At 71.2% G+C, this 25,160-nt stretch carries 20 protein-coding genes and 1 pseudogene; 10 read left to right on the forward strand and 11 right to left on the reverse strand.

The window, feature by feature from the left end; translation table 11 throughout:
• The first annotated feature begins 26 nt into the window (after positions 1-26).
• Positions 27-827, forward strand: coding sequence for an FkbM family methyltransferase (locus NIE79_RS02375; protein WP_238676949.1), 801 nt, complete (start codon positions 27-29; stop codon positions 825-827).
• 162 nt (positions 828-989) lie between these two features.
• Positions 990-1,946 (forward strand): LysR family transcriptional regulator, encoded by a 957-nt coding sequence (locus NIE79_RS02380; RefSeq protein WP_238676950.1) that lies wholly within the window; start codon positions 990-992, stop codon positions 1,944-1,946.
• On the opposite strand, the gene NIE79_RS02385 is transcribed toward NIE79_RS02380, so the two are convergent.
• Genes NIE79_RS02385 through NIE79_RS02420 form a run of 8 tightly spaced genes read right to left on the reverse strand, consistent with a single transcriptional unit; the run spans position 1,871 to position 10,004 of the window.
• Positions 1,871-3,109 (reverse strand): vWA domain-containing protein, encoded by a 1,239-nt coding sequence (locus NIE79_RS02385; protein WP_238676951.1) that lies wholly within the window; start codon positions 3,107-3,109, stop codon positions 1,871-1,873. The two genes, NIE79_RS02380 and NIE79_RS02385, sit on opposite strands and share 76 nt — an antisense overlap.
• Positions 3,106-3,873, reverse strand: coding sequence for an SRPBCC family protein (locus tag NIE79_RS02390; protein WP_238676952.1), 768 nt, complete (start codon positions 3,871-3,873; stop codon positions 3,106-3,108). The genes NIE79_RS02385 and NIE79_RS02390 overlap by 4 nt, the downstream gene beginning before the upstream one ends.
• Positions 3,870-4,739: an AAA family ATPase gene (locus NIE79_RS02395; RefSeq protein WP_238676953.1), complete on the reverse strand. Its 870-nt coding sequence runs from the start codon at positions 4,737-4,739 to the stop codon at positions 3,870-3,872. Before NIE79_RS02395 ends, NIE79_RS02390 begins: the two co-directional genes overlap by 4 nt.
• Positions 4,736-5,311 carry a nucleotidyltransferase family protein gene (locus NIE79_RS02400; protein WP_238676954.1) on the reverse strand — a complete coding sequence of 192 codons (576 nt, stop codon included), beginning with the start codon at positions 5,309-5,311 and terminating at the stop codon, positions 4,736-4,738. The genes NIE79_RS02395 and NIE79_RS02400 overlap by 4 nt, the downstream gene beginning before the upstream one ends.
• A 3-nt stretch (positions 5,312-5,314) precedes the next feature.
• On the reverse strand, positions 5,315-6,184 hold the full coding sequence (locus tag NIE79_RS02405; RefSeq protein WP_238676955.1) for an XdhC family protein: 870 nt from the start codon (positions 6,182-6,184) through the stop codon (positions 5,315-5,317).
• A 9-nt stretch (positions 6,185-6,193) separates the two neighbouring features.
• Positions 6,194-8,584, reverse strand: coding sequence for an aerobic carbon-monoxide dehydrogenase large subunit (locus tag NIE79_RS02410; RefSeq protein WP_238676956.1), 2,391 nt, complete (start codon positions 8,582-8,584; stop codon positions 6,194-6,196).
• The gene (locus tag NIE79_RS02415; protein ID WP_091399278.1) at positions 8,581-9,129 is read right to left on the reverse strand and encodes a (2Fe-2S)-binding protein; all 549 of its coding nucleotides are present in this window, start codon (positions 9,127-9,129) and stop codon (positions 8,581-8,583) included. The genes NIE79_RS02410 and NIE79_RS02415 overlap by 4 nt, the downstream gene beginning before the upstream one ends.
• A gap of 2 nt (positions 9,130-9,131) precedes the next feature.
• The gene (locus tag NIE79_RS02420; protein ID WP_238676957.1) at positions 9,132-10,004 is read right to left on the reverse strand and encodes an FAD binding domain-containing protein; all 873 of its coding nucleotides are present in this window, start codon (positions 10,002-10,004) and stop codon (positions 9,132-9,134) included.
• 118 nt (positions 10,005-10,122) lie between these two features.
• On the opposite strand from NIE79_RS02420, the gene NIE79_RS02425 reads away from it, so the two are divergent.
• The 8 genes and pseudogenes from NIE79_RS02425 to nrfD all read left to right on the forward strand — a co-directional run bounded on the left by NIE79_RS02425 (position 10,123) and on the right by nrfD (position 20,834).
• Positions 10,123-11,196 (forward strand): XdhC family protein, encoded by a 1,074-nt coding sequence (locus NIE79_RS02425; RefSeq protein WP_238676958.1) that lies wholly within the window; start codon positions 10,123-10,125, stop codon positions 11,194-11,196.
• Positions 11,197-11,356: 160 nt separating this feature from the next.
• A complete protein-coding gene (locus tag NIE79_RS02430; RefSeq protein WP_238676959.1) occupies positions 11,357-11,776 on the forward strand; it encodes an ASCH domain-containing protein in 420 nt (139 codons plus the stop codon).
• 70 nt (positions 11,777-11,846) lie between these two features.
• Positions 11,847-12,611, forward strand: a complete 765-nt coding sequence (locus tag NIE79_RS02435) for an ABC transporter ATP-binding protein (protein ID WP_238676960.1) — start codon at positions 11,847-11,849, stop codon at positions 12,609-12,611.
• Positions 12,608-14,470, forward strand: a complete 1,863-nt coding sequence (locus NIE79_RS02440) for a hypothetical protein (protein WP_238676961.1) — start codon at positions 12,608-12,610, stop codon at positions 14,468-14,470. The genes NIE79_RS02435 and NIE79_RS02440 overlap by 4 nt, the downstream gene beginning before the upstream one ends.
• 137 nt (positions 14,471-14,607) lie before the next feature.
• Positions 14,608-15,405 carry a PrsW family intramembrane metalloprotease gene (locus tag NIE79_RS02445; RefSeq protein ID WP_238676962.1) on the forward strand — a complete coding sequence of 266 codons (798 nt, stop codon included), beginning with the start codon at positions 14,608-14,610 and terminating at the stop codon, positions 15,403-15,405.
• 144 nt (positions 15,406-15,549) lie between these two features.
• A pseudogene (gene fdh, locus NIE79_RS02450) lies at positions 15,550-18,798 on the forward strand (formate dehydrogenase); the annotation flags it as partial.
• Positions 18,799-18,828: 30 nt separating this feature from the next.
• Positions 18,829-19,872 carry a 4Fe-4S dicluster domain-containing protein gene (locus NIE79_RS02455; protein ID WP_238676963.1) on the forward strand — a complete coding sequence of 348 codons (1,044 nt, stop codon included), beginning with the start codon at positions 18,829-18,831 and terminating at the stop codon, positions 19,870-19,872.
• On the forward strand, positions 19,869-20,834 hold the full coding sequence (gene nrfD / locus NIE79_RS02460) for an NrfD/PsrC family molybdoenzyme membrane anchor subunit (protein ID WP_238676964.1): 966 nt from the start codon (positions 19,869-19,871) through the stop codon (positions 20,832-20,834). Before NIE79_RS02455 ends, nrfD begins: the two co-directional genes overlap by 4 nt.
• Positions 20,835-20,911: 77 nt before the next feature.
• Here nrfD and NIE79_RS02465 read toward each other — a convergent pair whose 3' ends face one another.
• The 3 genes from NIE79_RS02465 to NIE79_RS02475 all read right to left on the reverse strand — a co-directional run bounded on the left by NIE79_RS02465 (position 20,912) and on the right by NIE79_RS02475 (position 25,148).
• Positions 20,912-22,471, reverse strand: a complete 1,560-nt coding sequence (locus NIE79_RS02465; protein ID WP_238676965.1) for an OFA family MFS transporter — start codon at positions 22,469-22,471, stop codon at positions 20,912-20,914.
• Between the two features lie 402 nt (positions 22,472-22,873).
• The gene (locus NIE79_RS02470) at positions 22,874-24,454 is read right to left on the reverse strand and encodes an MDR family MFS transporter (RefSeq protein ID WP_238676966.1); all 1,581 of its coding nucleotides are present in this window, start codon (positions 24,452-24,454) and stop codon (positions 22,874-22,876) included.
• A gap of 73 nt (positions 24,455-24,527) precedes the next feature.
• The gene (locus tag NIE79_RS02475; protein WP_238676967.1) at positions 24,528-25,148 is read right to left on the reverse strand and encodes an acyl-CoA-like ligand-binding transcription factor; all 621 of its coding nucleotides are present in this window, start codon (positions 25,146-25,148) and stop codon (positions 24,528-24,530) included.
• Between the last annotated feature and the right edge of the window lie 12 nt (positions 25,149-25,160).

Raw genomic sequence — 25,160 nt, forward strand, 5'->3', positions numbered from 1 at the left:
ACCTCTACGGACTGGACCCCAGACGAATGACGGCTACCACCGACACCAGGATCGCCGCGCTCCGGACCGACCCGGCCCTGGCCCTGCTGCACCGGTCGCTCGACGTCTACTACGGCGATCCCGAGCGGGACGCGAGGATGGACGCCTTCTACTCCCGCTTCGTCAGCAGCGGGGACCTCGTCTTCGACATCGGCTCGCACGTGGGCGACCACATCGCCAGCTTCCGTCGCCTCGGTGCCCGGGTCATCGCCGTGGAACCGCAGCCGCTGTGTCTGCGCGCCCTACGGGCGATCTACGCCGACGACGACCGGGTGACACTTGTCGACGCCGCCTGTGGCGCGCTCCTCGGACGCACCCGGTTGCACGTCAACTCCGCCAACCCCACAGTGTCGACAGCCTCACCGGACTTCGTCCGGGCGGCGAAGGGCGCAGGCGGGTGGGAGGGCCAGGTGTGGGACGCCGACATCGAGGTCCCGGTGGTCACCGTCGACGCGCTGATCGAGACGTACGGCGTGCCGACCTTCACCAAGATCGACGTCGAGGGTTTCGAGGACGAGGTGCTGGCCGGCCTGAGCCGCCCACTGCCCGCGCTGTCGTTCGAGTTCACCACCATCGCGCGTGCGGTCGCCGACCGGTGTCTCGACCGCCTGACCGCGCTCGGATTCGACGGCTTCGACGTGGCGGTGGGCGACGACAAGTCGATGACCTTCCGACGTTGGATGCCCGCGACCGACCTGGCGACGCACCTGCACGACCTACCGCACGCAGCGAACTCCGGCGACGTCTACTGCGTGTCCGGCCACCCGGTGGCCACCGCCGAGAGCTGACCGGGACACTCGTCACTGCTTCCTCCACTGTGAACGGCACCGGGCCCCGACGATCAGATGATCGGCCGCTGGTGGTGGGACGGACCAGCGGGAGATGATCGACGTTCGTCTCGACGCCGAGCCGAGCCGAGCCACGCGATCGCGGGGAAGTGGGTGACGCCGATGACCCCGACGCAGCTGCGCGCGTACGTCGCCGTGGTCCGGCTGGGCTCGGTCAAGCAGGCCGCCGCGGAGCTTCAGGTCTCCGAGTCGGCGGTGTCGCTGCACATCGCCCAGCTGCGCAAGGAGTTCGGCGACAAGCTCTTCGCCCGGACGGCGGCGGGCCTCGCCTTCACCCCGGGTGGGCTGCGGTTGGCCAGTCGCGCGGCGGAACTGCTGGGCCTTCAGGACCGCACCATGTTGGAGGTCAGCGCCGCGAAGCGCGGCCGACGGTTGCTACGGGTCGCCGCGTCGAGCCTGTTCGCCGAGTTCGCCGCACCGGGGTTGATCGAACTCTTCGCGAAGCGGGCCGCCGACCTCGACGTCGAGTTGAGCGTGCGCAACCCGGGTTCGTTCGAGTCGCTGTTGATGACCCGTGCCGCGGACATCGCGATCGGGCCGCAGCCGTCGGTCGTCGACAGCGCCATCGGCTGCCGGCCGGTGATGAACTACCGGCTCGTGATTGCCGTCGGTCCGGAACATCCACTCGCCGGCCTGGCGGCGTCCCCGGGGCAACTGCGGGAGCAGACCTGGCTGCTCGGGCCGTCGGCCGCCACCGAGTGGGGCGCGGTCCCGGCGCTGCTACGCCGGCTGGCCGTGCCGGACGAGCGGCAGCAGATCTTCCAGAGCCACGCGGCCGCGCTGGGGGAAGCCAAACGGGGCAAGGGGGTGGCACCAGCCCTCGCGTTCAGCATCGCGCCGGACGTCCGTCAGGGCCAGCTCGGGCAGGTGATGGGGCTGCACGCGACGATGGAGGCGGTGTGGCATGCGCAGGTGCTCGCCACCCCCGGTTCGATGTCGGCCGCCGAGGAGCTGTCGCGCTTCTCCTCGACGCCGCGGGCGATTCAGGCGATGATGCGCGGCGCGGGCGTCAGCGTCGGCCACTTCCGGCCGTCGGTGCACGTCACGCTCTGGAGCTGACGGGCGACGACCAGCAGGTCCTGGAAGGTGCCGGCCGGCAGCATCCGGTCGCAGTAGGGGAGCGCGGCGGCCATCCCGCCGACCCGGGGGGCGAAGCCGGGCGCGCCGGCCCGGGGATTCAACCAGACGACCCGGTACGCGCGGCGGCTCAGCCGGGCCATCACCGTCGCCAGGTCGGCGGGCGGGTCGCTGTCCCAACCGTCCGACCCGATCACCACCACCGCCCCGCGTACGGCCTCCGCGTGGTGGGAGGTGAGCAGGGCGCGCAGGTTCGTGGCGATCCGGGTGCCCCCGTACCTGTCGGTCACGGCGACGCTGGCCTGCGCTACCGCCTCGGCCGCCGAGGTGTGCCGGAGCACCACTGTGAGCCGGGTCAGCGTCGTGGCGAACGCGAACACCTCCGCGTCGGCGACCACCGCGAACGCCCGCATCAGATGCAGGTACGCGGTCGCCTGCGCCCGCATCGACTCGCTGACGTCACAGAGCAGCACGATCCGGCGTGGCCGCCGTACCGGACGCGCGCGGACGACCTCGACGGGCTCCCAGCCGGTACGCCGAGCCCGGGCGATGGTGGCCCGCAACGCTATCCGGGCACCGGCCGAGCCGACGGTGTGCCGCCGGGTGCGTCGGGTCGGCCAGCCCGCTACGGCCGCGCGCAGGGCGTCGCCGAGCTGCGTGACCTGTGCCGCGTCGAGTTCGTCGAACGGACGGTCGGCGAGCCCGGCGTGGGCGCTCGGGCGCCGCTCGGGCAGCCGCAGTGCGCCGTCGTGTTCGGGTGTCTCGGCGACCGCCGGCGGCACTGTCGCCCACGGCAGCCCGCCGCCCGATCCCGCGTCGTCGGTGTCGGCCGGCACCCGCACGTAGACGTCGTCGGGGCCGTCGGCCGGGGGCGCCGACCGGTGAGGTCGGGGCAAGGGTGGTGGGTCGGCGAAGATCGCCGCGAAGACCCGGTCGAACGCCTGGACGTCGGTGTGCCGTCGCACCAGGCTGATCCGGGCGGTCCAGTAGAGCGACGACATCGAGTCGGGTGGGCTGGCGGCGAGCGCCCGGACGAAGTCGTCGACTGCGGTCAGCCCGGCCGGGACCCCGGCTCGGCGCAGTCGGCCGGCGAGCGCCACCGCGAACGCGGCCCGGTCGACGCCGCGCAGCACGCTCGGGCTCACCGGCGCGCGACCAGCCAGGCGATCACCGCGCCGACCGCGACCAGACCGACGAGCACCGGTACGAGGCGCTTGGTGACCGACCCGCCGGCAATGCTGAGCAGGTCGAGCGCCTCCGGCTCGGCGGTCGGCGCGACACGTGCGGCGTCGGTCGACACTTCGACGGGTGACGGCGCGACCGGCGACGGTTCGACGGGCGAGGGTGCGACGGCAGTGGTGCCGGGGGTGGTCGCGACCGCCGTGGCGGACGCGACCGGGGTCGCCTCGGGCGGCGCGGCGGACGCGGCCGCCACGGGTTCGGGGCTCGGGTGCGGGGCCGGCGGCTCGGCGGCCAGCTTGGCCTCCAGGTTGGCGACGAACTGGGCCAGCAGCTTGCCCGACACCTCCTTGATCATGCCGCTGCCGAACTGGGCCAGCTTGCCGGAGATCTTCAGATCGGTGTCCACACTGACCAACGTCCGGTCGCCGTCCGGCTGCAGGTGGGCGGTGACCAGCGCGGACGCGGTGCCGGCCGAGCGGGCGTCCCGGCCCTTCGCGTCGATCACCCCGCGGTACGCGGCGTCGTCCTTCTCGACGAACCGGGCGGTGCCCGCGAACTCCGAGACGACCGGCCCGACCTTGACCCGCACCCGGCCCTGGTAGACGTCGCCGTCGACGCCGGTCAGCTGGGCGCCCGGCAGGCACGGCGCGAGCCCTTCCAGGTCGGTGAGCACCGCCCAGGCCCGTTCGATCGGGACGGTGACCGCGAACTCGTTGGTGATCTTCATTGGGGATTCTCCTGGTAGGCGCCGAGCGCGGCGGCGACCACGGCGCGGTCGTCGGGGGTCTTGGCGATGGTGCCGATGGTCTGTACGACGCCGTCCGCGGCCAGGTCGGCGACGCCCAGCACTGACAGCGCACCCACCCAGTCGATGGTCTCCGCCATCCCGGGCGCCTTCTCCAACTCCCGGTGGCGTACGCCGCCGATGAACTGCACGGCCGTCTGGATCAGCGGCCCGGTAGCGCCCGGTACGGCCCGGCGGACGATCTCCACGGCGCGGGCCGGCTCGGGGAAGTCGATCCAGTGGTACAGGCAGCGGCGGCGCAGCGCGTCGTGCAGCTCCCGGCTGCGGTTGGAGGTGAGCACCACGACGGGTGGGGTGCGGGCGGTGAAGGTGCCGAGTTCGGGGATCGTGATGCCGGCCTCGCCGAGGAACTCGAACAGCAGCGCCTCGAACTCGTCGTCGGCCCGGTCGATCTCGTCGATCAGCAGCACCGGCGGGACGGGCCCACTGTGGCGTACGGCCCGCAGGATCGGCCGTTCCTGGAGGTACTCGGCGCTGAACAGGTCCGCGTCGATGAGCGGCGTGTGGTGCGCCTCGGCGAGCCGGATCGCCAGCAGTTGCCGCTGGTAGTTCCACTCGTAGAGCGCCTCGCCGGCGGTGAGCCCCTCGTAGCACTGCAACCGGATCAGCGGTGTCTCCAGCGCGCGGGCCAACGCCTTCGCGGCGGCGGTCTTGCCGACCCCCGGTTCGCCCTCCAGCAGCAGGGGCCGACCGAGGCGCAGGGCCAGGAACAGGGCCATCGCCATGCCGTCGTCCACCAGGTAGTCGACGGCGTCGAGGCGGTGCCGGACGGCGTGGGCGTCCTTCATGCCTCGCCCGCCAGCAGGCGCTCGTAGTCGGCTCGGGTGTCCACGTCGATCGGCACCGGCCCGTCGACTGTCACCTCGGTCACCGGGTGGCGCCCGGAGTGCAGAAGCTTCCAGACGGCCTTGTCGCCGTGCAGGTCGTACAACTCGGGCAGCACCTCACGTCCGAAGCGGAAGGGATGGCCCAGGCCGTCCGCGTACCGGCAGACGGCCAGCGGGGTGGTCGCCTCGGCGACCCGGCGGACGTCCGCGGCGCGGACGCCGGGCTGGTCGCCGAGGAGCAGCACGACCGCGTCGGCGCGCGGGTCCACAGCGCGCGCGGCGGTGCGCACCGACGACCCGCAGCCGGTGCTGAACGCCGGGTTCTGCACGACCTGACAGCCGGTCAGGTCCACCCGGTCGCGGATGCCGTCCGCCGCGCCGCCCACTGTGACGAGCAGTTGGTCGAAGCCGCACGAGCGGGCCAGGTCGAGTGTGGCGTCGAGCAACGTCCGCCCCCGGTACGGGAGCAGTTGCTTGGCCTCGCCGAATCGCATCGAGGCACCCGCGGCGAGCACCACGCCGGTCAGGAACACGGGTTACGCAGCCGTGTAACTCGCGAGGCAACCGGCGCAGCAGAACCAGAAGTCCTGCCCGTCGACGCGTGCGTGCGGCGTCTCCGCCCCGACCAGCACTGTCATCCCGCACACCGGGTCGACGGCCTGCTGCGGTCGGGCGGCCGACGTGCCGGTGGCCGGGGCCAAGCCGTCCACCCGGATGGCCCGGACCACCTCACCCATGATCGCCAGGGCGATCTCCGCTGGCGTACGCGCGCCGATCTCCAGCCCCGCCGGGGTGTGGACGCGGGCGCGTTCCTCGTCGGTCAACCCCAGTTCGTCGAGCAGGGCCACGCCACGCTTGCCGCTGGCGACGAGCGCGATGAACCCGACGCCGGCGTCGAGTGCGGCCCGGATCGCCTCCGGCTCGCCCCTGCCCAACCCGGCCACCACCACAGCGGTGCAGCCGGTGCTGCTGTCGTCGGCGGCGACGACGTCGAAGTCGAGGAACGCGGCCACTGTCGCCACGGCGGCGCTGATCGGGGTGTCACCGACCACTCGCACTGCCGGCGCCGGCAGCATCGGTCGGAGGAATACCTCGATCGCCCCACCGGAGTGGCACGGGTTGACCACCACCCGCGCCCCCGGCGTGTCCGGGAACGGGGTCGCGCCCTCCGGCAGCACCCGCAGCAGCAGGGCGACGCCGTCGCGCAGGGTGTCGAGGGCGGCGGCCCGCACCGAACTCTCCGCGCACACCCCGCCCACGAACCCCTCGATCGAGCCGTCGGACCGGATCACCGCGTCGTCGCCCGGTCGGGCCGACGTCGGATCCTGCGCGCGGACCACTGTGGCGTGGACGAACGGTTCCCGGGTGTCGGTCAGCTCCCGGGCGCGTTCGGCGATGGTGGTCATCTCGGCTCCTCAGATCGGCGGCCGGGCCTGGCCGCGCATCGCGTCCCAGACCCGCGACGGCGTCAGCGGCATGTCGGCGTGTCGGACGCCGAAGGGCTTCAGCGCGTCGATGACCGCGTTGACGATCGCGGGCGGCGACCCCACTGTGGCGGACTCGCCCACGCCCTTCGCGCCGATCGGGTGGTGCGGCGACGGCGTGACGGTGAAGCCGGTCTCCCAGTCGGGCACTTCGAGGGACGTCGGTATCAGGTAGTCCATCAGGGACGCGCCGAGGCAGTTGCCGTCCTCGTCGAACGCGATCATCTCCATCAGGGCCATGCCGACCCCGTCGGTCAGCCCGCCGTGCACCTGACCCTCGATGATCATCGGGTTGATCCGGGTGCCGCAGTCGTCGACGGCGATGAACCGTCTTACCGTCACCTGGGCCGTGCCAGGATCGATGTCCACCACGCAGATGTACGCGCCGTGCGGATAGGTCAGGTTCGACGGGTTGTAGCAGATCTGCGCCTCCAGGCCACCCTCGATGCCCTCGGGCAGGTCGCCCGCGCCGTGCGCGCGCAGGGCGATGTCCTGGATCGTGACGGACCGGCCCGGGTCACCGGCGACGTGGAATGCGCCCTTCTCCCACTCCAGGTCGGCAACCGACACCTCGAGCATCCCCGAGGCGATGATCCGGGCCTTGTCGCGGACCTTCCGGGCCACCAGGGCAGCCGCCGCTCCCGAGACTGGCGTCGACCGGCTGCCGTACGTGCCGAGGCCGAACGGGGTGTTGTCGGTGTCGCCGTGCAGCACCTCGATGTCCGCCGGGGGAATGCCGATCTCCTCGGCGACGATCTGCGCGAACGTCGTCTCGTGCCCCTGGCCCTGCGACTGCACGCTGAGGCGTACCACTGCCTTTCCGGTCGGGTGGACGCGCAGCTCGCAGCCGTCCGCCATGCCCAGCCCGAGAATGTCCATGTCCTTGCGCGGCCCGGCGCCGACGGCCTCGGTGAAGAACGCGATGCCGATGCCCATCAGTTCGCCCCGGGCCCGCTTCTCGGCCTGCTCGCGGCGCAACTCGTCATAGCCGGCCATCTCCATCGCCAGCCGCATCGTCGGCTCGTAGTTGCCCGAGTCGTACACCCAGCCGGTCTTCGTCGTGTACGGGAACTGCTCCGGCTGGATGAAGTTCTTCAACCGCAGCTCGGCCGGGTCCATGCCGAGTTCGTCGGCGAGACAGTCGACGATCCGCTCGACCAGGTAGACCGCCTCGGTGATCCGGAACGAGCAGGCGTACGCGACGCCGCCGGGCGCCTTGTTGGTGTAGACCGCCGTCATCTTGCAGTACGCGGCCTCGATGTCGTAGCTGCCGGTGAAGACCCCGAAGAAACCGGCCGGGTACTTCACCGGGGCGGCGGTGCCGTTGAACGCGCCGTGGTCGGCCAGCACGTTGGTGCGGATGCCCAGGATCCGGCCGTCGCGGGTCGCGGCGATCTCCCCCCGCATGATGTAGTCACGGGCGAATCCCGTGCTGATCAGGTTCTCCGAGCGGTCCTCCATCCACTTCACCGGCTTGCCGGTGACGATCGAGGCGACGATCGCGCAGACGTACCCGGGGTAGATCGGCACCTTGTTGCCGAACCCGCCGCCGATGTCCGGCGAGATCACCTGGATCTTGTGCTCGGGCAGGCCCGCCACGATGGCGTAGAGGGTGCGGTGCGCGTGCGGGGCCTGGGTGGTCGACCAGAGCCGCAGCTTGCCGTCGACCGAGTCGTAGTCGGCGACAGCCCCGCACGTCTCCATCGGCGCCGGATGCACCCGGGGGTAGACGAGATCCTGGCTGACCACGACGTCGGCGCGGGCGAAGACCGCCTCGGTGGCCGCCTCGTCGCCGGTCTCCCAGTCGAAGCAGTGGTTGTTCGTCTTGCCGTCCAGGTCGTCGCGGATCAGCGGTGCGTCCGGCGCCAACGCCCGGCGCGCGTCGATCACCGGGTCGAGGACGTCGTACTCGACGTCGATCAGCTCCAGCGCGTCACGCGCCGCGTACCGGTCCTCGGCGACGACGAAGGCCACCTCCTGGCCCTGGAAACGCACCTTGTCGGTGGCGAGCACGGCTTGCACGTCGTTGGAGAGCGTCGGCATCCAGGCCAGGTTCTGCTGTGCCAGCATCGCCCCGGTCACCACCGCCTTCACCCCGGGCGACGCCTCGGCAGCGCTGGTGTCGATGCCGACGATCCGGGCGTGCGCCACCGGCGACCGGAGGATCGCGAGGTGCAGCATGCCGGGCAGCTGGACGTCGTCGACGTACCGGCCGCGCCCACGCAGGAACCGTGGGTCCTCCTTGCGCAGCATCCGGCCGTACCCGACGGGCTTCTGGTCGTTGTCGTGGAACGTGTCCACGCGCTCGTGCACTGCGGTCATGCGACGGCCTCCGCGGGCTGGCCGGCGTTGTCGATCTCGCCGGCCTCGGACGATTCGGTGGTCTCGGTGACCTGGGCCGCGGCCTGCGCCTCGGCCACGGCGGCCCAGCGGACCGAGCGCACGATGGTGGCGTAACCCGTGCACCGGCAGATCTGACCCGAGATCGCCTCCCGGATCTCCGTCTCGCTCGGGTCGGGGTTGCGGTCGAGCAGCGCCCGCGCGGTCATCATCATCCCCGGCGTGCAGAAACCACACTGCAGACCGTGGCACTGCATGAACCCCTGCTGGATCGGGTCCAGCTCGGCGCCCTTGGCGAGACCCTCGACGGTACGCACCTGGTGGCCGCCGGCCATCGCCGCGAGCACCGTGCACGACTTCACCGGCTCGCCGTCGAGCCAGACCACGCAGGTGCCGCAGTTGCTGGTGTCGCAGCCCCAGTGCGTGCCGGTCAGACCCAGCACATCGCGCAGGAAGTGCACCAGCAGCAGCCGGGCCTCGATCTCCCGGGTGACCTCGACGTCGTTGACGGTCATGGTGACCTGCATGCTCAGCTCCTCGCCCGTTCGACGGCCCGGCGCAGGGTCCGCCGGGTCAGCTCGGCGGCCAGATGCCGCTTGTAGTCCGCGCTGCCGCGCTGGTCGGTCACCGGGTCGCAGCTGTCCGCCGCGATCGCCCCGGCCTGCTCGTAGAGGCTCTCCGAGGGTTCCTGCCCGCGCAGCGCCGCCGAGATCGCCGGGATGCCGGTGGTGTTGGGGCCGACCGCCGCGAGCCCGACCCGGGCGTCGACGATCGCGCCGCCGTCGAGCCACACCGCCGCGCCGGCCGACACCACGGCCCAGTCGCCGGCCCGGCGCTCGACCTTGGCGTACGCGCTGCCACAGCCGGGCCGTACCGGTAGCCGGATCTCGACGAGGATCTCGTCGTCCGCGACGGCCGTCTCGTACGGCCCGACGTGGAACTCCTCCATCGACACGACCCGCTCCGCGCCACCCGGACCACGGATCACGCACCGCGCGTCCAGCGTCGTGCAGACCGCCGACAGATCCTCGGACGGGTCGGCCTGACACAGCGAACCGCCCAGCGTGCCCCTGTTGCGCACCACCGGGTCGGCGATCACCCGTTCGGCGTCGGCGAAGATCGGGAACGCCGCCGCCAGCACTGGTGATTCGAGAAGTTCCCGATGCCGGGTCAGCGCACCGATGCGGACCTCGTCGGGGCCCGCCTCGACGTAGCCCAACTCGCCGTGCAGATCGTTGATGTCGATCAGATAGTCGAAGTTGGCCAGCCGGAGCTTCATCATCGGCAGCAGGCTGTGCCCGCCGGCGATCAGGCGGGCCGTCCCGCCCAACCGCTCCAACAGGCTGATCGCATGGTCCACACTGGTGGCTCGCTCGTACTCGAACGGTGCCGGCACCTGCATGTCGCACCTCCGCAGTCCGGCAAAATCTCTGCCCGGCGGTGGTCAAAGTCAACGGCGACCTAAGCAACTGCTTAGGTCGCCGTTGACGGTGCCGCTGGGGCTCGCGGATCGTGCGGCCATGCGGGACATCGTCGACGGGCTGGCCGGCTGGCGTGCGGCAGGCGTCGCGTTCGCCGTCGCGACAGTCGCGCGGACCTGGCAGTCCGCGCCCCGGCAACCCGGTGCCGCGATGGCCGTCTCGGCGCACGGCGACGTGGTGGGCAGCATCTCGGGCGGCTGCGTCGAGGGGGCCGTCTACGAACTCTGCCGGACCGCGATCCAGACCGGCGAGGCGCACACCCAGACCTTCGGCGTCAGCGACGACGACGCGTTGGACGTCGGGCTGACCTGCGGTGGCACCATCCAGGTCCTGGTGCAACCGAGCGTCGCGATGGCCGAGTTCGACGAGGTCCTCGCCGCGATCCGCGACGGCCGCCCGGTCGCCACCGCCTCGGTCGAGAACGCCCAACTGGTGATCTGGCCGGATCGGGTCGCGGGCAGCCTCGGCGCACCCGACCTGGACGACGCGGCGGCCCGGCAGGCGACCGGGATGCTCGCCCTCGGCGTCACCGGCACGATCCACCTGGGCCGACAGGGGCAGCAGCGCGGCGACGAGGTGGCCGTGTTCGTCCAGTCGTACGTCCCACCACCCCGGATGATCATCTTCGGTGCGATCGACTTCGCCGCCGCGATGGCCCGGATCGGCACGTTCCTCGGCTACCACGTCACGGTGTGCGACGCCCGCCCTGTGTTCGCCACCCGTGCGCGTTTCCCCGACGTCGACGACCTCGTCGTCGGCTGGCCGCACGCGTACCTGGAGTCGACGGCCGTCGACGACCGGACGGTGCTCTGCGTCCTGACCCACGACCCCAAGTTCGACGTGCCGCTGCTCCAGGTCGCTCTCGCCACGCCCGCCCGTTACATCGGCGCGATGGGCAGCCGGCGCGCGCACGACGACCGGATGCGCCGGCTGCGCGAGGCGGGCGTCCCGGAGAGCGCGCTGGCCCGACTCTGCTCGCCGATCGGGCTGGACCTGGGCGCGCGGACACCTGAGGAGACGGCGGTGGCGATCGCCGCGGAGATCACCGCCCAGACCTGGGGCGGCTCCGGTCGCCCGCTCAGCGACCTGGCGACCCCGATCCACCACACCTGACCGAGGGCCAATTCGTCGGCACAGCCCGGTCCCGACCAGCGCGGTGGAGACCGCCAGATCCCGATCGAGCACCTCGTCTCGAGGGGAACACGGGGACAGTCACGGTGCGGAAAATTCGACGACGGTCCCTCACGCGCACCAGATCGCGTACCCTCCGCGGATGGACCTAGATGATCTTCCGCTTGCCGAGTTCGCGTTTCCGGGACCACTGCGGGACAAGCTCGTGGGCGCGATCCTTTCCGGGGCGAAGACGTCCACGACCGGCCTGCTGGTCGGGTACGAGTGCGCGAACGAGCCGCTGCCCGAGGTGGGTCAGGTCTCCGCCGTGGTGGACTCCGCCGGGCGCCGGATCGCGGCCATCGAGCTGACCGACGTACGGGTGGTCCGGCTCGCCGAGGTCGACCTGCCGCACGCCCTGGCCGAGGGGGAGGGCGACGAGTCGGTGGCCCAGTGGCGTGCGGGGCACGAGACGTTCTGGCACAGCGCCGAGGTGCGCGCCGAGTTGGGCGACCCCGACTTCACTGTGGACGACGACACCCTAGTGGTGACCGAACGCTTCCGGCTGTTGCACGTCGCCTGAGCAGTTTCGTCCGCCGTGGACTCCCGAGCGGCGGGCCACGCCGCCGTGCAAGGTCACCTATGCTCGGCGCGTGATCCCCCCGGCACTCGAGATCCGTGGCCTGGTCAAGACCTTCGCGGCGCACCGCGCGGTGGACGGCATCGATCTGACCGTCCACAGCGGCACGTTCCACGGCATCGTCGGGCCCAACGGCGCCGGCAAGTCCACCACCATCGGGATGGCCGTCGGCCTGGTCACCCCGGACTCCGGGCAGATCCGCATCCTCGGCCACGACGCGCTGCGCGAGCGTCGCCTGACCCGCGCGCTGACCGGCGTGCTGCCCGACGGCCTCGACTTCCCGGAACGCCTCACCGGCGCCGAACTGCTGCGCTACAGCGCCGGCCTGCGCGGGCTTCCCCGGGCCGCGGCCACCGGCCGTGCCGCCGAACTGATCGACGTGCTCGGCCTGGCCAAGGGCGCCGGCACCCCCCTGGCCGACTGCTCCACCGGCACCCGCAAGAAGCTGGGTCTCGCCCAGGCGCTGCTGCACGCGCCCCGGCTGCTCGTGCTCGACGAACCGTTCGAGGCGGTCGACCCGGTCTCTGCGGCCACCATCCGCCGGGTGCTGCGCCGATTCGTGGCCGGTGGCGGCACCTGCGTGCTGTCCACCCACTCGATGCTGCTGGTCGAGCAGATGTGCGACGAGGTCACCGTGATCCATCAGGGCCGGGTGGTCGCCGCCGGGTCGGTCACCGAGGTCGCCGCCGGCAGCAGCCTGGAGGACCGGTTCGTCGAGTTGGTCGGCGCCGAAGCCTCCGGCAGCGGCGGTCTGGACTGGCTGACCGGGGCACGATGAGCGCGGAACCCGTCGCCCCCGGCCGGCTGGGCGGCACCCTCCGCGCGATCGCGGTACCAGCCCGGATGCGCGTGACGATGCTGCGTCGCTCGCTGCGCGAGCACCCCGGCCCCACTGTCGCCGGCCTGGTCGGTCTGCTCGCCGCCGCCTGGTTGATCCGGTACGCGCTCCGCGGCGACCCGCACACGCTCGGCCTGCTCGCCGGGGCCTGGGTTCTCGGCTGGATCGTGTTGCCTCTGCTGCTCGGCGGCGGGCGCGGCCGGGTCCGGCCGGCTCACCTGCGCTTGGAGCCGATCGGCGGGGTCCCGGCCGCGATCGGTCTGCTCGCCGCGTCGGCGATCGGTATCGGCCCGGCCGTCTCGCTGGTGGCACTCGCCGCGCTGCCGGTGCACGCCGCCCGGTACGGCACGGTCGCGGTCCTCGTCACCGCCGGCGGCGCGGTGCTGCTCTGGCTGCTCGGGCTGATCGGCTCGGCCATCGCGCTGGAGGTCGTCGGCCACGCCGGCGGTCCGGTCGGGGCGCTGCTCACCGGCATCCTCACCGGTACGGCGATGGGTGTCGCCGGGTCGCTCTGGGCGGTCTTCCCGTGGGTGTCGGTCCTGCTCGTGGCAGCGCCGCAGGAGGTGGTCCGGGCCATGGCGTACGTGCCGAGTGCCTGGCCGGTCGCCGCCGTGACCGGGCCAACCGGGCAAGGGGTACGCAGGATGGCGGCCCTGGTCGGCATCGTGGCGCTCTGCGCCGCCGCGTACATCATGCTTGTCCGAAAGGTGATCGCCGCCGGCGCGCCGTTCCGGCCACGCCGGACCGCGGCGGCGTCACCGGCCGCGGCTGAACGCGAATGGCTGGGGTGGGTGCCGACCGCGACGCGGGCGGTCGTCGGCCGTGAGCTGCGTGCCTGGGCGCGGCATCCGCTGCGGTTGCAGTATCTGGCGTTCGCTGTGGTGTACGGGGCTCTGCTCGCCGGACTGCCGCTGCTGTCCGACGTGGACCTGCTGCTGCCGTGGGCCGGACCGCTCGCCGTGCTCGGCGCGGCGGCGATGTCCGCCGGTTTGGTCGGGCTGGACGGCACCGCGTTGTGGCTGCCGCTCACCACGCCCGACGGCGAACGGGCCGAGGTCCGGGGCAGGGCCCTGGCGTGGCTGGTTCTGGTCACCCCGATCGGTGTGCTGCTCACCGTCGCGGGCATCCTCCTCGCCCCCGACGTCGACCCGCTGGCCGCGCTCTGCACCCTGCCGGCCCTGCTCGGCGCGGGCGCCGCGGTGCCGGTGTGGGTGTCGCTGCTGCGCGTACGCCCGGTGGCCGACCCGCGGCATCCCACAGCTGCTGACAACCCGACCGACATCGTCAGCGTGCTGGTCGCCACCGCTGCTGGGCTGCTCGCCGCGGCGCCGGTGCTCGCCCTGGTGGTCTGGGGTCCGCCGGCAGCGGCACCGCTGCTGCCGCTGGTCGGCCTGCTCGGAGGCGCCGCAGCCTGGTGGGGTGGCCTGTGGCTGGCCGACGAGCGGCTCGCCCAGCGCGGCACGGCGGTGCTCGCCGCGGCCGGTCAGCGGAGTCGGCCCCCGGAGACGGTGCTCCCGCTGACCTGGGACGTGCAGTGGTATCGGGAGAACACGTCGACCGCGTGGGCACTGGGGTTGCTGACAGTCGGGTGGATCCCGGTGATCCCGCAGGGGTTGATGCCGCTGGCGTTCGGGATAGACAGCGGGTGGATCGTGGCGGGTCACCTGAACGGGGGCGCGCGTACGACGGTGGGGTTGGCGATGGTCGGGCTGGGCGTCGCGATGCTGCTCACCGGCCTGGTGCTGTGGGATCGCCGACCGCAACAGGGCGGCGCTGCCCAACCTGCTCCCCCCGGGTGACGGTCCCGCGTACGCGGGATCGCCACGTCGATCGGTGGCAGCTCGGCTGGGCACCACTCGGCGTGTCGAACAGCTCACCCGCCAACGATCAGCGCCGTGGCTGGTCTTCGTAACCTTGGTCCGCCAGACTGCGCGGTATGGGTGATCGTTGGCGCCGTTGGGCGTGGGTCGGGGTGCTCCTCATCGGGCTGATCCTTTATCTGGCGGTGCTGCGGACCCTGGTCAGCACCAAGAATCCGAATTTCGTACCGGCGTTGATCCTGCTCGGGGCGACGTTGGTGCCGTTGACGTTCCTGACGTTCGCCCAGGCCCGCACCGGGCGGTGGCAGGTGCCGGCGTCGGTGCTGGTGACGTCGGCGTTCTTCGGCGGTGTGATCGGCACGGTGGTCGCCGGCACCCTGGAGTACGACACCCTGCGCGGCCTCGGCACCCTGCCGATGGTGTTCGTGGCACTGATCGAGGAGTCGGCGAAGCTGATCGTCCCGGTGGTGCTGCTGTTCACTGTGGTGGCCCAGCGTCGTCGCCGGGTGCCCTCCGACGGGCTGATCATCGGCATCGCCGCCGGCATGGGGTTCGCCGCGCTGGAGACGATGGGCTACGCCTTCAGCGCCCTGCTGAGCTCGCAGGGCAACATCGGCGCGGTGGAGCAGACGCTCTTCATCCGGGGTCTGACGGCGCCCGCCGGTCACACCGCCTGGACGGGGCTGACCGCCGGCGCGCTCTGGGCGTTGCTGGCGAGCCCGAGCGTCGCTCGGCTCTTCGGGTTCATCGGCACGTTCGTGGGTGTCGTCGTCCTGCACACCCTCTGGGACACGTTCTCCGGTTCGCTGGTCTTCGTCGTGTTGGCGATCATCAGCATCGGCTGGTTGTTCTGGGAGCTGCACCGTTACCGGACCTTCAGCGATAAGCACATCGGCCAGCTGCAACCGCACTGACCATCGCCGTACTCCATGCCTCTCCCGGCCCGCACCAAGGGCTGGGGGAGGCATGACTGTTTGTGATCCCGCTGCGACCGGGCCGGCACCTCATCTAACGTCAGAGTGTTCATATTTGGCGGGATTGGTCGGGAAGGTGCGGCGATGGGGGTGCGCAGCTGGTTCGAGGGTTGGCCGGTCTACCGCCAGCTCACCGGCACCGACCCGCTGGGCCGGGGTGCGGCGGCGAAGTCCGACGGGTCCCGCGCGCTCACCGCCCGCACCGATACCGCCGATTCGATGGCCCGGTCCGTCTGCCCGTACTGCGCTGTGGGTTGTGGTCAGCGGGTGTTCGTGAAGGACGGGCAGGTCAGTCAGATCGAGGGTGATCCGGACAGCCCGATCTCACGCGGTCGGCTCTGCCCGAAGGGCGCGGCCAGCAAGAGCCTGGTCACCAGCCCGTTGCGGCAGACCACTGTCCGCTACCGCCGGCCGTACGGCACCGAGTGGGAGGACCTCGACCTCGACACGGCGCTGAACATGATCGCCGATCGGGTCCTGGCCGCCCGGGACGAGACCTGGGAGGACGTCGACGCCGAGGGCCGGCCGCTCAACCGGACGCTGGGCATCTCCAGCCTGGGCGGGGCGACGCTGGACAACGAGGAGAACTACCTCATCAAGAAGTTGTTCACGGCGATGGGGGCGCTCCAGATCGAGAACCAGGCCCGTATTTGACACTCCTCCACCGTCCCCGGTCTGGGGACCAGCTTCGGTCGTGGCGGCGCCACCCAGTACCAGCAGGACCTGTCGAACTCCGACGTCATCGTCATCCAGGGTTCGAACATGGCCGAGGCACACCCGGTGGGCTTCCAGTGGGTGATGGAGGCCAAGCGGCGGGGCGCGAAGGTCTTCCACGTCGACCCGCGGTTCACCCGCACCAGCGCGCTGGCTGACTCGTACCTGGCGATCCGGGCGGGCACCGACATCGCGTTGCTCGGCGGGGTGGTGCGCTACATCCTCGACAACGAGCTGGACTTCCGGGAGTACGTCGTCGCCTACACCAACGCCGCGACCATCGTGACCGAGGAGTACGCCGACACCGAGGACATGCACGGCCTCTTCTCCGGCTTCAACGACGACAACGCCACCTACGACCAGGCCAGTTGGCGGTACGAGGGCCACTCGCAGAACCAGACGACCCGCGACAGCGAGACGCAGCGGGAGACGGCGGCCGGGCTGGAGAACGAGTCGCACGGCGCGCCCGTCGGCGGCGAGACCGAACGTGACGAGACGTTGCAGCACCCGCGCTGCGTCTACCAGATCCTCAAGCGGCACTTCGCCCGCTACACCCCGGAGATGGTGGAACGGGTCTGCGGCATCCCGCAGGAAAAGTTCCTCGAGCTGGCCCAGGCGTGGACGGAGAACTCCGGCCGGGACCGCACCGGCATGCTCGTCTACTCGGTGGGCTGGACGCAGCACAGCGTCGGCGTGCAGTACATCCGTACCGGCGCGATCATCCAGCTCCTGCTGGGCAACGTGGGCCGCCCGGGTGGTGGGGTGATGGCCCTGCGCGGGCACGCCAGCATCCAGGGGTCCACCGACATCCCGACGCTGTTCAACCTGCTTCCGGGCTACCTGCCGATGCCCCACCACGCCAATCACCCGACCCTGGACGCGTGGGTGGACAGCATCGCCCACCCCGGGCAGAAGGGCTTCTGGGGCAACGCCCGCACCTACGGCGTCAACCTGCTCAAGGCGTACTGGGGTGACGCGGCCACCGCCGACAACGACTACTGCTACGGGTACATGCCGCGGATGACCGGCGACCACGGCACGTACCAGCAGGTGCTCGACATGATCGACGGCAAGATCAAGGGGTACTTCCTGCTCGGGCAGAACCCGGCGGTCGGTTCGGCGCACGGCCGGGCGCAGCGGCTCGGCATGGCCAACCTCGACTGGCTGGTGGTCCGGGACCTGTTCATGATCGAGAGCGCCACGTTCTGGCAGAACGCGCCGGAGATCGAGACCGGCGAGATCGCGCCCGAGCGGTGCCGCACAGAGGTGTTCTTCCTACCGGCCGCCTCGCACGTGGAGAAGGAGGGCACCTTCACCCAGACGCAGCGGCTGTTGCAGTGGCGGGAGAAGGCCGTCGAGCCGCCAGGCGACGCCCGCTCCGAGCTCTGGTTCTTCTACCACCTCGGTCGCATCATCCGGGAACGGCTGGCGGCGTCGACGAAGCCGCGCGACCGGGCGCTGCTCGACCTCGCCTGGGACTACCCGACGCACGGCCCGAACGTCGAGCCGAGCGCCGAGGCGGTGCTGCGCGAGATCAACGGGTACGACGTGGCCACCGGCCGGCCGCTGGCGTCGTTCACGGAGATGAAGGACGACGGCTCCACAGTCGGCGGTTGCTGGATCTACACCGGGGTGTACGCCGACGGCGTCAACCAGGCGGCGCGCCGCAAACCCGGCTCGGAGCAGTCCCTGGTGGCGCCCGAGTGGGGTTGGGCGTGGCCGGCGAACCGGCGCATCCTCTACAACCGTGCGTCCGCCGACCCGGACGGCAACCCGTGGAGTGAGCGCAAACGCTACGTCTGGTGGGACGCGGACAAGAGCGAGTGGACCGGCTACGACGTGCCGGACTTCGAGAAGACGAAACCGCCGTCGTACCGACCGGAGCGCGACGCCTCGGGTGTGGCGGGCATCGCCGGCGACGACCCGTTCATCCTTCAGGGAGACGGCAAAGGCTGGCTGTACGCGCCCACCGGTGTGCTCGACGGACCGATGCCCACCCACTACGAGCCGGTCGAGTCGCCGGTGCGCAACCCGCTCTACCGACAGCAGGCCAACCCGACCCGCAAGGTCTACACCCACCCGATCAACACGCTCAACCCGAGCCCGCCACAGGAACACAGCCAGGTGTTCCCGTACGTGTTCACTGTCAGCCGGCTCACCGAGCACCACACCGCCGGTGGGATGAGCCGGACGGTGTCACCGCTGGCCGAGCTGCAGCCCGAGATGTTCGTCGAGGTGTCGCCGGAGTTGGCGGCCCTGCGAGGGTTGAGTCACCTGGGCTGGGCCCACCTGGTCACCAGCCGGGCGGCAGTCGAGGCGAAGGTGCTGGTGACCGACCGCGTGACGCCGCTGCGAGTGGATGGCCGGATCATCCACCAGGTCTGGTTGCCGTACCACTTCGGCTACGAGGGCCTGGTCACCGGCGATTCGGCAAACGACCTGTTCGGCATCACCCTCGACCCCAACGTCCTGATTCAGGAGAGCAAGGTCGGCACGTGCGACGTCCGGCCCGGACGGCGCCCCAGAGGACAGGACCTGGTGGACCTCGTCGTCGACTACCGGCGGCGGTCGGGGAACCTCGTCCACCGCTACCCGCCGATGGTCACTACCGACGTCGCCGACACCAGCAGCGACCAGGAGGCCTGACCGATGCCCCACGCCAACGCCCTGTACGGGCCGCTGGACCCCGCGCCGGACGCCGGCTACGAGGACCCGCCGCCGCGGATGGGGTTCTTCACCGACACCAGCGTCTGCATCGGCTGCAAAGCGTGCGAGGTGGCCTGCAAGGAGTGGAACGGCGTCCCCGAGAGTGGGCTCGACCTGCTGGGCATGTCGTACGACAACACCGGCGCGTTGACCGCGAACTCGTGGCGGCACGTCGCGTTCGTGGAGCAGCCCCGCTCGGCCGGTTGGGCGACTCCGGCGTTCGCGGGGGACCCGGACGGGCCGGCGATCAGCCCGGTGACGGCGGCGGCCGGCGCGCGTACCAGCACCGACACCGGAACGGACCCCGGCCTGGAGACCGGCTCGCCCGCCGCGGCGGCCCGCATGTCGGGCGGCCCGGAGTTTCTGGGGATGCCGGGTGTGCAGCCGCCGGGGAGGGGCTCGGGCGCGGAGGGGCGGACGGATTTCCGCTGGCTGATGATGTCGGACGTCTGCAAGCACTGCACTCACGCGGCCTGCCTGGATGTCTGCCCGACAGGTTCGCTGTTCCGGACGGAGTTCGGCACCGTGGTGGTGCAGGAGGACATCTGCAACGGCTGCGGCTACTGCATCTCCGCCTGCCCGTACGGCGTCATCGATCAACGCAAGGACGACGGTCGGGCGTGGAAGTGCACGCTGTGCTACGACCGGCTCGGGGTGGGGATGACGCCGGCTTGTGCGCAGGCGTGCCCGACGGAGTCGATCCAGTACGGGGAACTGGACGAGTTGCGGGAGCGGGCCGCCGCGCGGGTGGCGAAGCTGCATGAGCGGGGTGTGCCGGAGGCGCGGTTGTACGGGCACGACCCGAACGACGGCGTCGGCGGTGATGGTGCGTTCTTCCTGCTGCTCGACGAGCCGGAGGTGTACGGCCTGCCACCGGACCCGATCGTGACCACCCGCGACCTGCCGGCCATGTGGAAGCGCGCCGGCCTGGCGGCGATGACGATGGCGGTCGCCACGGCGGTAGCGTTCCTGGGCAGGCGGCGATGACCCGCGGCGGCGAGCAACTCACGGTGCCGCCGGCCGACTTCGCCTCCTACTACGGCCGGCCGGTGCTGAAGCCGCCGGTGTGGAAGTACGACATCGCCGGCTACCTGTTCACCGGCGGCCTCGCCGCCGGAGGTGCGCTGATCGGCGCGGGCGCCCAACTGACCGGACGACCCGGGCTGCGCATGGTGGGCCGTTGGACGGCCCTCGGCGGCGTCGCCGCCAGCACGTACCTGCTGGTGCACGACCTGGGCAGGCCGACCCGGTTCCATCACATGCTCCGGGTGGCCAAGGTGACCTCGCCGATGTCGGTGGGCACCTGGATCCTCGCCGCGTTCGGCCCGCTGGCCGGTGTGGCAGCGGTCGCCGAGCTCGCGCCGCTGCTCCCGCAGCACGGTGTGCTGGGCCTCGCCCGTCGGATCGCACCGCCCATCGGCACCGTCGCCGGCCTGGCCGCCGCGGCCACCGCGCCGGCGCTGGCCACGTACACCGGGGTGCTGCTCGCCGACACTGCGGTGCCGTCCTGGCACGACGCCTACCCGTCGCTGCCGTTCGTCTTCGCCGGCAGCGCGCTCGCCGCCGCGTCCGGGGTGGGCCTGATCGCGGCACCGGCCGCGGAGACCGCCCCACTGCGACGACTCGCCCTGGCCGCCGCGGCCATCGAGTTGGGTGGGGGGCACCGGCTGGAGCGGCAGGGCCTCACCAGCGAGCCCTACACGCACGGCCGCAGTGGCCGGCTGGTGAAGGCGGGACGCGCCCTGCTCGCCGTGGGCGTGGCCACCGCGCTGGTCAGCCGACGCAGCCGGGTCCTGTCGGCGATCTCCGGCGCCGCCCTCGTGGCATCGTCGGTCGCCACCCGGTTCGGCGTCTTCGAGGCGGGACGGGTGTCGGCACGCGATCCGAAGTACACGGTCGTGCCACAACGGGAGCGGCTCGCCGAGAAACAGTCGGCCACCCGGCTCTGAGCGGATCGGCCAAACCGAAGGCGCCCCTCCAGGAGGGGCGCCTTCGGTTTCGGCGCAGGAGGTCTGGCCGCCGCGCGTCAGCCGGTGAACAGCTTCGCGGCGGTGATGGCGGTCTGGACGATGCCGTACCCGAGGAGCACTGCGATCAGCAGCCACGACAACCAGAGCCGCCCGGTCTGGCTACCGACGCGCGGCGGCGCGGGAGGTTGACTGTCCCGCCCGAGAGCGACCGGCTCGGTGACGGTGGCCTTCGCCACGGGCGAGGTCGGGCCTCGGTTCGGTTCGTGGAACCGCTCGGGCACGGAACGGACCAGCAGGTTCGCGATGAACCCGATGGCGAGGATGCCGACCATGGTGAACAGCGCGGGCCGGTACGCCGCCGCGGTGAGGGTGCCGGGCTTGCCCTGCGTGTCGAGGATCCCGTTGACGATCAGCGGGCCAGCGATACCCGCTGCCGACCAGGCGGTGAGGATCCGGCCGTGGATGGCCCCAACCTGGAAGGTGCCGAACAGGTCACGCAGGTAGGCGGGCATGGTGGCGAAGCCACCGCCGTAGAAGGAGATGATCGCGGCGGCGATCAGCACGAAGACCGCTGTCGCGGAGTGACCGGCCACGGCGAGCAGCAGGTACAGCACCATGCCGACGCCGAGGTAGACCATGTAGATGGGCTTGCGGCCGATGAGGTCGGACGTCGTCGACCAGACGAACCGCCCAGCCATGTTGAACAGCGACAGCACTCCCACGAAACCGGCGGCTGCCGTCACCGAGACCGTGGTGGCGGTCCCGTTGTCCCGGAAGAAGTCCTGGATCATCGGGCTCGCCTGCTCCAGGATGCCGATGCCCGCTGTGACGTTGCAGAACAGCACGATCCACAGCAACCAGAACGACCGGGTACGCACCGCGTTCGACGCGGACACGCTCGCCGTCGTCACCAGAGGCCGGGCGGCGACGCTCGCGGGGTCGAACCCGGCGGGCCGCCAGTCTGGCGCCGGCACCCGGATGTTGAACGGGCCGAACATCATGATCACGAAATAGCCGATGCCGAACGTGACGAAGAGCGCCACGAGGGCATGTCCCGACGCGACGGCGGCCGGGTTGTCAGGGTTGTAGCCGGAGTCGTAGAGGGAGAGCAGTTGGCGCGCGAGCGGGCCGGCGACCAGGGCGCCGCCGCCGAACCCCATGATGGCCAGCCCGGTGGCGAGGCCGGGGCGGTCCGGGAACCACTTGATCAGTGTGGAGACGGGCGAGATGTAGCCGATGCCGAGCCCGATACCGCCGATGACGCCGTACCCGAGGTAGAGCAGCCAGAGCTGTTGGGTCGCGATGCCGAGCGCGCCGACCAGGAACCCGACGGCCCAGAAGCACGCCGAGACGAACATCGCCCGGCGCGGCCCGTTCCGCTCCACCCAACGGCCACCCACCGCCGCCGACGAGCCCAGCATGACGATGGCGATACTGAAGATCGCCCCGATTGCCGTCTGGCTGACGTCGAAGTGCGCGATGAGGGAGTTCTTGTAGACGCTCGTCGCGTAAACCTGGCCGATGCAGACGTGCACGGCCAGTGCCGCGGTCGGGATGAGCCAGCGGCTGTATCCCGGGGGAGCGACAGTGTGCCGAGGATCGAAGACCGACAGCATTCGTCCACACCTCCTGCGGCTGATGGGCCGCGACGTTGCCGAGCTGTCCGACCCGGCAGTTGGCCGAGGGGCGCCGCCGCAGTGGCGGCCCGGCGCACGTCTGGCGTCAGCCGTTGACCGGCTTGATCTCACGTTACGTGGCAATGAGTTCACGTCATGTCGTTACCGGGAAACGCGGAAGCGGGGTACGTCGGCTCGTCAGTGGCGGCGGGGTCGGTGGGTCAGCTCGCACGCTTTGCTCTGCTTCAACCCACGCACCACTCATGGCCCGAAACCGTTGCGCGGGTTGAAGCAGAGCAAAGGTGGCGGCAGAGAGGGCCCTCGCCGATTCGCCAGTTCGCTGGTCTGGGCGCAGAGCGGGGACGGGCCAACCGGCCCGCCCCCGCTCTGCTGGCGTACGGCTCAGTGAATGGCGACCTTTGCGGCCGCCTCCTCCTGGGCGCGTCGTTCGTCCCCGCTGAGGGTGTGCAGCGGCTTCTCCTTGATGAACAGCACGACGATCAGCGCGAGCAGCGCGATCGGCGCGCCAACCAGGAAGAGGTCCGCGGTGGCGATGCCGTACACGTCCTGCACGATGCGCAGCACCGGCTCGGGCAGGGTGGACAGGTCGGGCACCTCGGCGGAGCCACCGCCGGCGGTCGCCGCCGGGCCGAGCCGGTCGGTCGTCAGCGAGGTCACCCGACTTGCCAGGACCGCGCCGAGGGCGCTGACTCCGATCGCGCCGCCCATGCTGCGGAAGAACGTCAGCACGGAGGTGGTGGCACCGAGCTCATGGGCCGGCACGTCGTTCTGCGCGGCGAGCACGAGGTTCTGCATGAGCATGCCGACGCCGACGCCGAGCACGGCCATGTAGATCGACAGCACGAGGACGCTGGTGTTGGCGTCGATGGTGCCCAGCAGAAGCATCCCGACGGTCATCACCGCGGCGCCGGCCACCAGGTACGCCTTCCACCGGCCGTACTTGGTGATGAGCTGGCCGGCCACCGTCGACGAGACGAGCAGACCGAAGATCATCGGAAGGCTCATCAGGCCTGCGACGGTGGGTGACTTGCCCAGCGAGATCTGGAAGTACTGGGACAGGAAGACGGTGCCGCCGAACATCGCGACACCGACCAGCACGCTGGCGATGGTGGCCAGGGAGACAGTGCGGTTGCGGAAGATGCTCAGCGGGACGATCGGCTCCGCCGCCCGCGACTCGACGATCACGGCCAGCGCCAGCAGAACCAGACCGCCGATGACCATGACTGCGGTCCAGCCGGAGGCCCAGTCGAACTTGTTGCCCGCCAGCGACGACCAGATCAGCAGCGTGGAGACGCCCGAGGTGATGAGCAGGGCGCCCAGCCAGTCGATCTTCGCCTTGCGACGGACGACCGGCAGGTGCAGGGTGCGCTGGAGCAGGGCGATGGAGATGACGCTGAACGGAACGCCGATCAGGAAGCACCACCGCCAACCCAGCCACGACGTGTCGACGAGCAGGCCGCCGATGAGCGGACCGGCGATGGTGCCGACACCAAAGACCGCGCCGAAGATGCCGGCATAGCGGCCCAGCTCGCGCGGCGGGATCATCGCCGCCATGACGATCGTGGCCAGCGCCGTCATGCCGCCGGCGCCGATGCCCTGGACGACCCGGCTGAGCAGCAGAACCTCGACGTTCGGCGTGAAGCCCGCAATGAGCGAACCCACCACGAACAGTCCCAGGGACAACTGGATCAGCAGCTTCTTGCTGTACAGGTCGGCCATCTTGCCCCACAGCGGCACCGTCGCCGTCATGGCGAGCAGTTCGCTGGTGACGATCCACGTGTAGACGGTCTGGCTGCCGTTCAGATCCGCGATGATCCGCGGCAGCGCGTTCGCCACCACCGTGGAGGCGAGGATGGACACGAACATGCCGACCATCAGGCCGGAGAGGGCCTGGAGAACCTCCCGACGCGACATGCGCGTGCCGACGTCGGCGGTGTCGGCGGGCGGGACGGTGGTGGTCATTGACGCTCCCTTGTCGGGTGTGTGGCGGGGTGGCTGGCCCCGGAGCTGATGCGGCGGGGCGGGAACGTGCGGGTCAGGTGGGGGACGGCGGATCCGGCAGGCCGGCGGCGATCGCGGCGAACGCCTCGTCGACGAACTCGTGCAGGGGCCGGGCGTCGTCGTCGGCGGCCCAGCGCAGCATCGCGGTGCGGAAGGCGGCACCGGTGACAGCGACGACCAGCGGCGGGTGGCCGTGGTCGAGGCCGACGCCGAGGCGGGTGGCGACGACAGCGACCATGGCCTGCTCGGTCGCGCTGTTGCCGGCCACCAGCCGGGGCAGCAGCGCGGGGTTCTGGGCGATGACCGTCAGTCGCAGCCGCCACAACTCCCGGTCGGCCTGGATCGAGTCGATCGACTCGTCGAGGGCGACCCGTACGGCCCGCAATGCCGACACCTGCGCCGGGGCGGCTGCCAGGCGCGCCACGACCGGGTTGCCGTCGAGCGCCGGATCGTCGGTGAGCGCCTCGTCCTTGCAAGTGAAGTAGTTGAAGAAGGTCCGGGACGAGACGTCGGCGGCTTCGCTGATCTCCTCCACAGTGACGTGCTCCAGGCCGCGTTCGGCGACCAGCCGCAGCGCGGCGGCGGTCAGCGCGGCACGCGTCTGCGCCTTCTTGCGGTCGCGACGTCCGGGCGGAGCGTGGTCGGTGTCGGTCACGCGGGCGAGATT

Origin of the sequence: Micromonospora trifolii (assembly GCF_022229005.1) — a bacterium.
In the GTDB taxonomy this organism is placed as follows: Bacteria; Actinomycetota; Actinomycetes; order Mycobacteriales; family Micromonosporaceae; genus Micromonospora; species Micromonospora trifolii.